The sequence below is a fragment of the Vibrio sp. CUB2 genome (assembly GCF_001557945.1).
Lineage (GTDB): Bacteria > Pseudomonadota > Gammaproteobacteria > Enterobacterales > Vibrionaceae > Vibrio > Vibrio owensii.
On record NZ_LNRB01000018.1, the window covers coordinates 40,774 to 53,310 of the forward strand.

Genomic DNA, 12,537 nt, shown 5'->3' on the forward strand with positions numbered 1-12,537 from the left:
CGGTAAGCAACTTATTCTAGATGCAGATCCAGTGGTGTTTTACTTGGGCGACCGCCAATTTCACGGGTGAGCTTAGGCACTAGGTAGCCAGAAACTCGCGTGATCACACCGCGCATGATTTCTTTGGCTTCTTCGTCGGAAACAAAGTAATGCGCCGCGCCTTGGACTTTATCTAAAACGTGCAAGTAGTAAGGCAAAATGCCAGCATCAAATAACGCTTCGTTCAGTGCAACTTGTGCTTCAACGCTGTTGTTAACGTCTTTCAGCAGTACACCTTGGTTAAGCAGAGTGACACCAGCTTGCTTTAGCTTCGCCATTTGAGCTGCAAACTCAGCGTTGATTTCGTTGGCGTGGTTAATGTGCGTCACCAATACGATCTGTAGACGAGAAGCGCGAAGTAGGTGGCATAGTTCATCGGTAATACGTGCAGGGATCACCACAGGCAAGCGGCTATGAATACGCAGGCGTTTGATGTGTGGGATTTTTGCGATGTGTTCAAGAAGCCAGTGGATCTCATCGTCTTTGGCCATCAGAGGATCACCACCAGAGAAGATCACTTCATTGAGCTCTGGTTGCTGTGCCATGTACTCCAAGCACTTAGTCCATGCTTGCTTGCCACTCTTATTCTCTTGGTAAGGGAAGTGGCGGCGGAAGCAGTAGCGGCAATTCACCGCACAACCACCTTTCACGATCATCAATGCGCGATTGCGGTATTTGTGCAGTAATCCAGGCAGCTCGTTGTCTTGCTCTTCCAAAGGATCATTCGAATAGCCTTCATGTACTTCAAACTCTTCGCTCAAAGGTAATACTTGGCGCAAAAGTGGATCGTAAGGATTGCCTTTTTCCATCCTATCGACAAAACTTTGCGGTACACGCTGTGCAAACAGCTTACGCGCAGTGAACCCGTCCTGCCACGGTGAAGGATCGATTTCCAACATTTCCAGCAATTTTGCAGGATCGGAGATCCCATTCGCTAACTGTTTGAGCCAGTTTTGCTCAACAGATTCGACTTTTCGGGTTATTATGTGCGGCATTGAATTTAGCTCTAAGAATGTAAGAGGAAAAAATGGCTACAGTTAGCACCAATGAATTTAAAGGCGGCCTTAAGTTAATGCTTGATAACGAGCCTTGTGTAATTCTGGAAAACGAATACGTTAAACCAGGTAAAGGCCAAGCGTTCAACCGCGTTAAAATTCGTAAACTTCTTTCTGGTAAAGTGCTAGAGAAAACATTCAAGTCTGGTGACACTTGTGAAGTGGCAGACGTAATGGATATCGACCTAGATTATCTATATTCAGACGGCGAATTCTACCACTTTATGAACAACGAAACTTTCGAGCAGATCGCTGCTGACTTGAAAGCGGTTGGTGAAAACGCTAAGTGGTTGGTAGAAAACAACACTTGTATGATCACGCTTTGGAACGGTAACCCAATTACTGTTACTCCACCAAACTTCGTTGAACTAGAAGTTACTGACACAGATCCAGGTCTGAAAGGTGATACTCAAGGTACAGGTGGTAAACCAGCAACACTATCAACTGGCGCTGTAGTACGTGTACCACTATTCATCGCAATCGGCGAAGTGATCAAAGTTGACACTCGTACTGGTGAATACGTAGGTCGTGTGAAGTAATTCACCTTAGACTTTCTGATTGAAAAGGTCGCTTCGGCGGCCTTTTTTATTGCCCGCTATTTTCCTCTCTTTGATGCCTCTGTGCAAAACATCGATATCCTCCGCAAATCTCTGATGATTTTGTATTATTCGTAAAAGTCTTATTTATTTCATGAATCTTTCGATTATTTCTTAATGTAACAATTTGATACATTAGTCCTCGTTGTCAGCGAGTTGCATAGCAATTTGATTTTTATCGATTTAACTCAATGACAATCCAATAAGGAGAACAAAATGGAAAGCAGAGGCTTAGGACGAGGTTTAAAGGTGGAAGAGAGACGTCAGTTACTACATAAAGGATTGAAAGCAGCCGTATTTGGTATTCCGCTGCTGGCAATAGGCTTAACGATTAACAGCTCAGTGCTGATGACCGATGCGGGTTATAGCTATGTGCATCAGAACAACATCACTGGTGAGTTGGACGTATTCACAGAGCCGGGCATTCACTTTCGTATGCCGTTTTTGTCCAAGATCACTAAGTATGACCAAGTGATCACCGTGTCATTTGGTAACAGCAAGGGCGAAGATTTTTATCAACGCCTTGATGCGATTCAGGTTCGCTTTGCCGATACCTACATTGGTCAAATTCCGGTGACATTCCGCTTTAAGCTCAGCAATGACCCAGAAGCGGTTAAGAAGATGCATAAAGAGTTCCGCAACAACAGTAACCTAATTGATGCATTGTTGGTGAAGAACGCACGTAACGTGACAGTGATTACCGCGACTCAATACACAGGTGAAGAGTTTTTCCAAGGCGGCTTGAACCAGTTCAAATCCAAATTGGGTGACCAACTGCGTGAAGGTATTTATCTGACTGAGCGTCGTCAGGTAGAAGTGGAAGAGCTAGACCTAGCTCCGGTTGGTGCGAATCAGTCGAACGCGAACCAGCTGCAACGTACTAACCAACTGGTTTGGAAGACGGTGCCGGTAGTGGACAACACAGGCCAACCAATCCGACAGGATAACCCTCTACAGCAATACGGTATTCAAGTGACGCAGGTGACCATCGGTGACCCGCAACCAGAGAAGCAGCTTGATCAATTGCTCGCAGATAAAAAGCGCTTAGTAGCAGACCGCATCCGTGCGATTCAGGAGCAAGAGACCTCGAAAGCACAAGCAGAGACTGAGCAGTTACGTAAAGAGATTCAACGTACCCGTGAAGTACAAGATGCTCAACGTAGCAAAGAGCTTGCGATCATCGCACAGCAAAAAGAAGTCGAAGTTGCACGTCAAATTGCGGAGCGTGAAATTGTCGAAGTTGAGAAAACCAAGCGATTAGCTGAGGTGGAAAAAGAGAAAGAGCTAGCGATTGCAGAAGCTAACCTAGCGATTCAAAAAGCCAATGCTCTATCAGCAGAATTTGAAGCAAAAGCGATTTTGGAAAAAGGCCGTGCAGAAGCGGAAGTCTTGAAAGCGAAGTACGCAGCACTGGGGGCAAACAGAGAAGTGTACTTGGCAGAGTTGAACCGAGATGTGGCGAACTCGCTGTATAACAACCTGCAAAACTTCCAAGTGCAGATGCCACAAAACTACATCGGTGGTGGTGACGAAACGGGTCTGAAAACTAACCTTGATGTGATTACTGGCTTTGGTGCGTTGGGCTTAATGGACCAAACTAAGAAGGTCACACAGCAATAAGATCATGGGTGGTCAAAAGCTCAAAAAGCAAAAAGATCATAGGTGACCAAAAGCTCTGGTAGCTGTACAAACCAGAGTAATGCAGAGGCTGATACGTGTTATCAGCCTCTCTTTTTTGTTGGTGAAATACGGCTGAATATTTGCGCTTTATCTCAATATCACATTGATTTTATGAAGATAAAAAGGCGAGGACGAAATTTGTGGCTATAGTGAATCAACACCCAACAAGCGCAAGGAAGCACTATGTCGAATCAAGAGCAACACCATCCACTCAATGATTATGTGGAATACCCTCCGCAAGAAATGGCAGCAAGAGCTGTACATAATCTTGAGCAACTTCAGCGTCGTCATTCGATTCGAAGTTTCTCTGATCGCCCAGTGGCGAAGGAAGTCATTGAGCACTGCATTCGAGCAGCGGGTACGGCACCTAGTGGGGCAAACCATCAACCTTGGCATTTTGTTGCGATTAACAGTGCAGAAGTGAAAGGGCAGATCCGTCAAGCCGCCGAAGAATTAGAACGTTCTTTCTATGAAGGTCGAGCAGGGCAAGAATGGTTAGATGCACTGAAGCCACTTGGCACGAATGCCAGTAAGCCGTATTTAGAAAAAGCGCCGTGGCTGATCGCGGTGTTTTCGCAAAAGAAAGGCGGTATGAGCAACGATGGGGAACAAACCAATTATTACGTTCACGAGTCAGTCGGGATTGCGACGGGCTTTTTGCTTCAAGCATTACATAACGCCGGTTTGGGGACGTTGACTCACACGCCAAAGCCGATGAGTTTCTTGAGCAAGATTTGTGGGCGAGACAACGATGTTGACCGTCCGTACATGTTGATTGTGACCGGTTATCCGGAAGAAGATGCGACCATTCCAGAGCATGCGATGCACAAAAAGTCGTTGGATGAAATCGCGACCTTTATTGAATAGTGCCTGAAACGAATAGCACTGACGATAAACACAAATAGCAGGCAATAAAAAAGCTGGCGAGGTGCCAGCTTTTTTCATTTCCGTCGGTATCTTAAATCATGAAGATAAAGATAACGGCTAGTGCAGAGATAAGACCTGCAAACGCGTAACATGCAATTTTACCTACCACACCTGTGTGGAATTTAAGGTCGTGCATGCCGTGGTGTACACGGTGCATCGCATGCCACATTGGCAATGCTAGCGTACCGATGATAAACAGTGCGCCAATGATGCTAGTCGCGAATTCAGATACGCGCTCGTAGCTCATTGCTTCTGCATCAATCACACCTAGTGGAACTAGGATGCCCAGTACGAGTACCGTGATTGGCGTGATCATCGCAAACCAAGTACCACCGGCACCAAATAGACCCCACCAGATTGGCTCATCAGAACGTTTCGGTGCTGTATTTACACTATAATTCGGTTTCATTACTCAAGCTCCTTACATCACGATGAGAACGATCAGTGAGATGAACGCTACCGCTGCCCACTGAGTCAGAACGATGATCTTCTTATCCACTGGTTTGCCTTTCAGACGAATTGGCATTACCTGTGGCATCATGCTGAAGAAAGTTTGTGCGTGGAATAGGCTACCTAGCAGTGCAACGATGTTGATCGCTACCACGATAGGGTTTGCCATGAACTCCAACCAACCTTGCCAAGCTTCTGGGCCTTTCACTAATGAACCTAGACCGAAAGTCAGGAAGATAGTGAATAGGATCAGAGGAAGCACCGTTGCTTCACGTACCATGTAGAAGCGGTAGAAAGGATGGTTCTTCCACCATGTGCGTTTTATTTCACGAACGTAAGGTTTACGGTTGCTCATCCTTATGCCTCCACTTTCTTTGGTGAACCATCAGGTTTCAACATCGCAATCACGAAGTCCATAGAAGACTCCACTTTGCCTTGGTTTACTGCCGCTGCTGGGTCAACGTTCTTCGGACAAACTTCAGAACAGTAACCTACGAATGTACAACCCCAAGCGCCGTTTTCACCATTGATCAGCTTCATACGCTCATCTTTACCGTTGTCACGGCTGTCTAGGTTGTAACGGTGTGCCAGAGTCAGTGCTGCAGGGCCGATGAACTCAGGGTTCAAACCGAACTGAGGACATGCTGCGTAGCAAAGACCACAGTTGATACAGCCAGCAAACTGCTTGTATTTCGCCATTTGCTCTGGTGTTTGTAGGTTTGTGCCGTCTTCTGGTTTGCGGTCGTTACCAATGATGTAAGGCTTGATGGCTTCTAGGCGCTCGATGAACGGCGTCATATCAACGATCAAGTCTTTCTCGATTGGGAAGTTTGCTAGTGGCTCGATAGTTACGCCATTCGGGTAATCACGTAGGAAGCTCTTACAAGCTAGCTTAGGCACGTTGTTTACCATGATGCCGCAAGAACCACAGATCGCCATACGACAAGACCAACGGTAAGACAGATCTTTATCTAGGTGATCTTTGATGTAGCCAAGTGCATCAAGTACAGACATGGTTTCATCAAATGGAACTTCGAATGTTTGCGTGTATGGTTCCGCGTCCTTCTCAGGGTCGTAACGCAGAATGTCTACTTTTTGAATGCGGTTTGCTGACATTATGCTTGCTCCTCTGTGCTCTTCGCTTCTGCTTCAGCGGCTTTTTCAGCTGCTGCAGCTTTCTCTGCCGCTTCACCGTATAGACGTGCTTTTGGCTGAGATTTAGTGATCTTCACACCGCTGTAGTCGATACTTGGTGCTGCATCTTCTTTGAAGAAAGCAAGCGAGTGTTTCAGGAAGTTCACGTCATCACGCTCTGTACAACCGTCGTCTAGACGTTGGTGCGCACCACGAGATTCTTTACGTAGGATTGCAGAGTGAACCATCGCTTCTGCGACTTCTAGGCCGTAACCCACTTCGATAGCGTATAGAAGGTCAGTGTTGAACACTTTGCCTTTGTCTTTGATGCTGATTTTCTTGTAACGAGCTTTAAGTTCAGTGATCTTATCAATCGTTGCTTGCATCAAATCTTCTTGGCGGTAGATACCACAACCTGCTTCCATGGTGTGACCCATTTCAGTACGGATATCTGCCCAGTTTTCATCGCCCTCTTGGTTCATTAGAGCAGCAATGCGATCTTCTACAGCTTTCACTTGAGTCGCGATAGACTCTTCGTTCCAGCCTTTGAATTCTGCCGCGCGTTTCACCGCTTGTTCACCCGCAACGCGACCGAATACTACGAACTCAGCCAGCGAGTTAGAACCTAGACGGTTTGCACCGTGAAGACCAACAGACGCACATTCGCCAACCGCGAATAGACCTTTAATGCGAGTTTCACATTCGCCGTTGGTTTCAATACCACCCATGGTGTAGTGAACTGTTGGACGAATTGGAATTGGCTCTTTTGCAGGGTCAACGTTCACGTAAGCTTTCGCTAGCTCACAGATGAACGGTAGACGCTCTTGTAGGTACTCTTCACCTAGGTGGCGAAGGTCTAGATGCACCACATCACCAAGAGGGTGTTTGATGGTGTTGCCTTTCTGTTGTTCGTGCCAGAAAGCTTGAGAAACTTTGTCACGTGGACCAAGTTCCATGTATTTGTTCTTAGGTTGACCCACTGGAGTCTCTGGGCCCATACCGTAGTCTTGTAGGTAACGGTAGCCGTCTTTATTGACGATGATACCGCCTTCACCACGACAACCTTCAGTCATCAGGATACCTGTGCCAGGAAGACCCGTTGGGTGGTACTGAACGAATTCCATATCACGTAGAGGAACGCCGTGACGGTAAGCCATCGCCATGCCGTCGCCCGTTACGATACCGCCGTTGGTGTTACAGTGGTAAACGCGACCTGCGCCACCTGTTGCTAGTACGACAGACTTCGCCTTGATCGTAACTAGTTCACCTTCAGACATGTGGATTGCAATCAGACCTTGTACTTCACCTTCATCAACAAGCAAGTCGACAACAAAGTACTCATCAAAGCGCTTGATGTTGTCGTACTTCATCGACGTCTGGAATAGCGTGTGAAGCATGTGGAAGCCAGTTTTATCTGCAGCGAACCAAGTACGTTCAACCTTCATACCACCAAAGCGGCGTACGTTGACTTCACCGTTCTCTTTACGACTCCATGGGCAACCCCATTGCTCCATTTGGATCATTTCGCGAGTCGCGTTCTCTACAAAGTATTCAACAACGTCCTGTTCACATAGCCAGTCACCACCGCCAACAGTGTCGTTGAAGTGGTTGTCTAAGCTATCTTCATCCTTGATAACTGCTGCTGAGCCACCTTCTGCAGCAACCGTATGGGAGCGCATTGGGTAAACTTTAGAAATAAGCGCTACTTCTAAGTCCGGGTTTGCTTCAGCCGCTGCAATAGCAGTACGAAGACCAGCGCCGCCTGCGCCGATGACTGCGATATCTGTGGTGATAGTTTGCACAGTTATCCTCCAGTGTGTGATTGCGGAAATCCGCTTGTTATTGTGAGTGTGAGGGCACCGTTTTTAGGCTATCCCTCAAAAGTAGTAGGGTTAGTGTAGGGGAGCCTTATGGCAGAAAAATTGATGTATTTGGGTTTTTTCACCGGTAATGCACACGAGAGCATAGAAATTCTAGGTTATGTGACTGCTATCACGGCACGAAACAGTTGAAGGATAAACGTAAAGCTGCTCAATGTTACACAGGTGTTGCACGACATTACCCTCATTGATAATAGGGTAAGTTGTGAGTGTTTTTTGTACTGTAGAACGTGGAATGCTTGCTTCAATTCTGATCGAGTTTTATTCGTATTTAGACCAATACAATTAAGATGAATCCCCCCTCGCCGAGCTAGGCAAAGCGTGACAAAATTGCTATTTTCCTCGCTCACTTATGTATTGAGAGTCTTGTTATGCAAACGACCTGGCAACCTACTGCTTCTATGGAACAACTTCGTCAACGTGCCGCGTTGATCACCGCTATTCGTCAATTCTTTGCCGAGCGACAGGTGATGGAAGTCGACACGCCAGCCATGAGTCACGCCACCGTGACCGACATTCATTTGCATACCTTCCAGACCGAGTTTGTTGGCCCAGGTTATGCCGATGGCAGCAAGCTGTTCTTTATGACTAGCCCTGAATTCCATATGAAGCGCTTACTTGCTGCAGGCAGTGGTTGCATCTACCAAATCAACAAAGCGTTTCGTAATGAAGAGAATGGTCGTCACCACAATCCTGAATTCACCATGTTGGAGTGGTATCGCATTGGCTTTGATCACCATAAGCTGATGGATGAAATGGATGACCTACTTCAACTGGTGCTGAAGTGTGGTGCGGCAGAACGTATGACTTACCAGCAAGCTTTTATTGATGTGCTAGGCGTGTGCCCATTAGAAGGCTCTATGCAAGAGCTAAAAGTGGTCGCGGCTAAGCTAGGGCTAAGTGATATTGCTGAGCCTGAGGAGGATCGCGATACCTTGCTGCAACTGCTGTTCAGCATCGGTGTGGAAGCGAAGATTGGTCAGCAAGTGCCTGCATTTGTTTATGATTTCCCTGCATCGCAAGCCGCATTAGCGAAGATTAATCCACAAGACAATCGCGTTGCTGATCGCTTTGAGGTGTACTTCAAAGGTATTGAGTTGGCGAACGGTTTCCACGAGCTAGATAACCCGAAAGAACAATTGGCGCGCTTTGAACAAGATAATGCTAAGCGTCTTGAAATGAGTCTGAAGCCACAGCCGATCGATTATCATTTGATTGGCGCGTTAGAAGCAGGCTTACCAGACTGTGCGGGCGTAGCGCTCGGCGTTGATCGCCTGATTATGTTGGCTCTTGGTTGTGACCATATTGACCAAGTGACTGCTTTCCCATTCCCAATTGCTTAAGGATTGACGATGAATCTGACCGCTGCACGCTTGGTGCTACTGAGTTACGCGACATTAATTGCTTACCTCTCTTTGAGCTCTGGAGAGTTGCAAGATTGGGGGGATATTGCGTACTTAGATAAGGTGCAGCACGCGATGGCGTACAGTGGTTTTGGCTTTTTGGGCTGTTTCTGTGTAGCAAGCTGGCGTCAGCGTTGGACGGTGGCTCTGAGCATTCTGTTATTCAGCGCTGTGATTGAAGTTTTACAAGGTTATGTGGGGCGCCAAACCTCATGGCACGACTTGATTGCGAACTCGATTGGCATTCTAACTGGTCTGCTATGTTACCGTATTTGGAGCCTCTATCGACCTAGGTTGGTGAAGTCGCTATACTCGATTCGATAATGAAGAGGGAATACGATAACCATGAAAACGCGCGACAAAATCGTTTATGCCGCACTGGAGTTGTTTAACCAACATGGTGAGCGCAATATTACAACTAACCACATTGCTGATCATATTGAAATTAGCCCAGGCAATCTTTACTACCACTTCCGTAACAAACAAGAAATCGTGCGTGAGATTTTCGCGCTTTACTCTGCGGAACTGCTAGAACGCTTTACTCCAATTCAAGGTTCTCAAGAGAGCCTGACCATGCTGAAAAGCTACCTCGATTCAATCTTCACTCTGATGTGGAAGTACCGTTTTTTCTACGCGAACCTGCCAGAAATCCTTTCTCGAGATGAGCAACTGCATGATGAATACATTGATGTTCAAGAGAAGCTGCAAGCCAACCTCATTGCAATCATGCAAGAGTTTGTGTCGCTGAAGCTATTGAATGTCGACCAAGAGCAGTTGAAATCACTGGTTTGTACGCTTCACCTTATTGCGTGTAGCTGGTTAGCTTACCAATCGGCGATGTCATCAAAGACCGATATTACCGAGCTAATGGTGAAACAAGGCATGTTGCAGATGCTTAACGTGGTTAAACCCGTGGCGACCGAGCAGGGCATGGAGCAGTTGCTTTTGCTTGAAGAAGCAGTGAGTCGTCTGCACAGTTAATACTATTTTCCCTCCTTATTCATTTCAGAAAATGAGAGTATGGCTCAACGCTTAAGGTTTAGAGCACAGCTCTCATTTTCAACTCCTTCCTTGAGTTGACTTGCTGTGCTCATTTCGCACAATAGAACTCATGCTCTTCCATACTTTCTAGTGGAAGATGATTCTCGATAAAGGAACTATCGTTCAATGAATTACGACATTTTTAATGGCGATGCCGACGGCATCATTGCATTGCTGCAATTGCGCTTAGCGGATCCTATCAGCGCAGAGTTGGTGACAGGCGTAAAGCGCGACATCAAACTGGTGGAAAAAGTGGATGTGCAAGCCGGTGATGAGCTGACAGTGTTGGACATTTCAATGGAAAAGAACATGGTAGGTCTAGAGCAAGCTTTGGCTCAAGGCGCGCATGTTTTCTACGCCGATCACCACAAAGCAGGCGAGATTCCTCAGCACGGTAATTTGGACGCGCACATCGATCTCGATGCCAACATGTGTACTGCGTTGATTGTCGATAAATTGCTTGATGGCCGTTTTCATACATGGGCGATCACCGCTGCTTATGGCGATAACTTGATCGCTAAAGCGGATGCATTGGCGGACAAAGCCGGACTTAATCAAGAGCAGAAAGCACAGCTAAAAGAGCTTGGCACCTTAATCAACTACAACGGCTATGGCTCTAAAGTAGACGACCTTCATTTTCACCCAGCGGACTTGTACCAAGCGTTGAAGCAATACGTTTCACCATTCGATGCGATTGCAGATAAAGCGTCACCTTACTACCAATTGCAGTCGGCTTATCAACAAGATATGGATGCGGCGCAGGCGGTTCCTGCTACTCACGAAAGCGTTAAGCTCAAGCTATTTGAACTGCCAAACAATGCAGCATCACGTCGAATTAGTGGTGTTTATGGCAACTGGCTTGCAAACCAAACCCCAGACTCTGCGCATGCGGTGTTAACTGAAAATGCAGACGGTACTTACACGGTTTCTCTTCGCGCGCCACTGAATAACAAGCAAGGTGCCGTGGCGGTGTGTGGACAGTTCCCTACAGGTGGTGGTCGAGAGGCTGCGGCGGGTATCAATGCGCTAAGCAAAGATGATGTTAGTTCCTTTATTGATGCGGTTGAAACCTACTACGCATAGCATTTTCCAAAATAGACATACAACAAAGGAGCCGAGTGGCTCCTTTGCTTTTATTTGTTGATAGTGCTGTTTTGAACTGGGGTTACCAACGACAGCTACATACGCTTTAACCACGATTTCGGGTTTTGCGCTTCACTGTTACGGCGAATTTCGAAGTACAGTGAAGGTCTGTCTTGACCACCTGTATCACCCGCAAGGGCAATCACTTCACCGGCTGTTACCTTATCGCCTTCTTTCTTGGTCAATGCTTGGTTGTAACCGTAGAGCGTCATGTCACCTTTACCATGGTCGAGCAGAACGACTAGACCATAACCACGCAAGTATTCGGCGAATACAACGGTACCTGGGTAAACGGCTTTGACTTGTTGACCGTAGCTTGCTGAAAGCACCATGCCTTTCCAGTTTACTTGGCCAGTTTGTCTGGTTCCGAAGTTATGCAAGACTCGGCCTTTGAGTGGCCAAGGCAGTTTGCCACGTTGTTTCGCAATACCATCCATCGGTACTGCGTTACGTTTCGCGGCTTTCGCAATTTCCGCTTTTAGGCGGGTTTCGTTGCGTTGCAGTTCTGAAAGGTAACGTTTGTCGTCTTTGATGCTTTTCTGAATCTTGCTTAGCGTGCCTTTACGTTTTGATTGCGTGCTTGCCAATGACGAGCGCTTTTCCGATTGCTGCTTAAGCAAGGTTTCTATCTGTTCTTTTTCCAACTCAAGTTGGTTTTTATTGTGCGCCAATTCTTGAGTGGTTTTAGTAATGGCATCAATAACCTCCGCACGAGCTTTCGCTAAGTGTTGGAAATATTGGCTGATACGATCTTCTTCAACCCCTTCATTGAGCAGATGTCCATTGGCTTTGGCGCGCTCTGTCACGTAGTAGGTTTGAATGAGCTGTTTTAGCTCTTCCTCTTGCGCTTGGCGCTGGCCTTCTTGCAGTGCAATTTTCTCTTCCAACTTATTAATGTTCTGATCGGCTTGCGCTAATTCCGCCTTAGTTTGCTTAATTTCTCTTTCTAGTTTCGAGATGCCAAGCTCTTGGTCTTTAAGCGACTTTTGCAGATCGTTAAGTTGTTTTTCTTGAGAAGTGAGCGATTTACGCTGACGGCTGATTTCGCTAGAAACGCCTTTTAACTCTTGCTGACTGGCAGCGGAAGAGGTGAGGGGATATGTGGCAGATAAAGCACAAGTTAATAAAATAGCCGAGCGTAGCACTGGGTGATTTTGTTTTCGCACTTGAGAGTTACCTACCACATTAT

General features: G+C 46.6%; 13 protein-coding genes. 7 read left to right on the plus strand and 6 right to left on the minus strand.

What is annotated here, in order from left to right; genetic code table 11:
- Nucleotides 1-11: 11 nt before the first annotated feature.
- Nucleotides 12-1,034 (minus strand): EF-P beta-lysylation protein EpmB, encoded by a 1,023-nt coding sequence (gene epmB, locus ATB78_RS22675; protein WP_061010655.1) that lies wholly within the window; start codon nt 1,032-1,034, stop codon nt 12-14.
- A 32-nt stretch (nt 1,035-1,066) separates the two neighbouring features.
- On the opposite strand from epmB, the gene efp reads away from it, so the two are divergent.
- The 3 genes from efp (at nt 1,067) to ATB78_RS22690 (ending at nt 4,237) form a co-directional block, all read left to right on the plus strand.
- Nucleotides 1,067-1,633: an elongation factor P gene (gene efp / locus ATB78_RS22680; RefSeq protein ID WP_005440472.1), complete on the plus strand. Its 567-nt coding sequence runs from the start codon at nt 1,067-1,069 to the stop codon at nt 1,631-1,633.
- 273 nt (nt 1,634-1,906) lie between these two features.
- On the plus strand, nt 1,907-3,310 hold the full coding sequence (locus tag ATB78_RS22685; protein ID WP_041060873.1) for an SPFH domain-containing protein: 1,404 nt from the start codon (nt 1,907-1,909) through the stop codon (nt 3,308-3,310).
- A 243-nt stretch (nt 3,311-3,553) separates the two neighbouring features.
- Entirely contained in the window at nt 3,554-4,237 is a 684-nt protein-coding gene (locus ATB78_RS22690) for a nitroreductase family protein (RefSeq protein WP_061010657.1), read from the plus strand.
- 91 nt (nt 4,238-4,328) lie between these two features.
- Here ATB78_RS22690 and frdD read toward each other — a convergent pair whose 3' ends face one another.
- Genes frdD through frdA form a run of 4 tightly spaced genes read right to left on the minus strand, consistent with a single transcriptional unit; the run spans nt 4,329 to nt 7,683 of the window.
- Nucleotides 4,329-4,706: a fumarate reductase subunit FrdD gene (gene frdD / locus ATB78_RS22695; protein ID WP_005440479.1), complete on the minus strand. Its 378-nt coding sequence runs from the start codon at nt 4,704-4,706 to the stop codon at nt 4,329-4,331.
- A 12-nt stretch (nt 4,707-4,718) separates the two neighbouring features.
- Entirely contained in the window at nt 4,719-5,102 is a 384-nt protein-coding gene (frdC, locus tag ATB78_RS22700) for a fumarate reductase subunit FrdC (RefSeq protein WP_005440480.1), read from the minus strand.
- Between the two features lie 2 nt (nt 5,103-5,104).
- Nucleotides 5,105-5,863: a succinate dehydrogenase/fumarate reductase iron-sulfur subunit gene (locus ATB78_RS22705; protein ID WP_005440483.1), complete on the minus strand. Its 759-nt coding sequence runs from the start codon at nt 5,861-5,863 to the stop codon at nt 5,105-5,107.
- Nucleotides 5,863-7,683, minus strand: coding sequence for a fumarate reductase (quinol) flavoprotein subunit (gene frdA, locus ATB78_RS22710; protein WP_061010659.1), 1,821 nt, complete (start codon nt 7,681-7,683; stop codon nt 5,863-5,865). The genes ATB78_RS22705 and frdA overlap by 1 nt, the downstream gene beginning before the upstream one ends.
- 449 nt (nt 7,684-8,132) lie before the next feature.
- Between frdA and epmA the strand changes: the two genes are divergently transcribed.
- The 4 genes from epmA (at nt 8,133) to ATB78_RS22730 (ending at nt 11,288) form a co-directional block, all read left to right on the plus strand.
- Complete coding sequence (epmA, locus tag ATB78_RS22715) at nt 8,133-9,104, plus strand: elongation factor P--(R)-beta-lysine ligase (protein ID WP_061010662.1); 972 nt, start codon at nt 8,133-8,135, stop codon at nt 9,102-9,104.
- 9 nt (nt 9,105-9,113) lie between these two features.
- A complete protein-coding gene (locus ATB78_RS22720) occupies nt 9,114-9,488 on the plus strand; it encodes a VanZ family protein (RefSeq protein ID WP_061010664.1) in 375 nt (124 codons plus the stop codon).
- 21 nt (nt 9,489-9,509) lie between these two features.
- Entirely contained in the window at nt 9,510-10,145 is a 636-nt protein-coding gene (locus ATB78_RS22725; protein ID WP_005440488.1) for a TetR/AcrR family transcriptional regulator, read from the plus strand.
- Nucleotides 10,146-10,331: 186 nt separating this feature from the next.
- Nucleotides 10,332-11,288 carry an acetyltransferase gene (locus tag ATB78_RS22730; RefSeq protein WP_061010666.1) on the plus strand — a complete coding sequence of 319 codons (957 nt, stop codon included), beginning with the start codon at nt 10,332-10,334 and terminating at the stop codon, nt 11,286-11,288.
- Between the two features lie 95 nt (nt 11,289-11,383).
- Here the strand turns inward: ATB78_RS22730 and ATB78_RS22735 are convergent, their stop codons facing one another.
- On the minus strand, nt 11,384-12,532 hold the full coding sequence (locus tag ATB78_RS22735) for a murein hydrolase activator EnvC (protein WP_032803124.1): 1,149 nt from the start codon (nt 12,530-12,532) through the stop codon (nt 11,384-11,386).
- Nucleotides 12,533-12,537 lie beyond the last annotated feature (5 nt).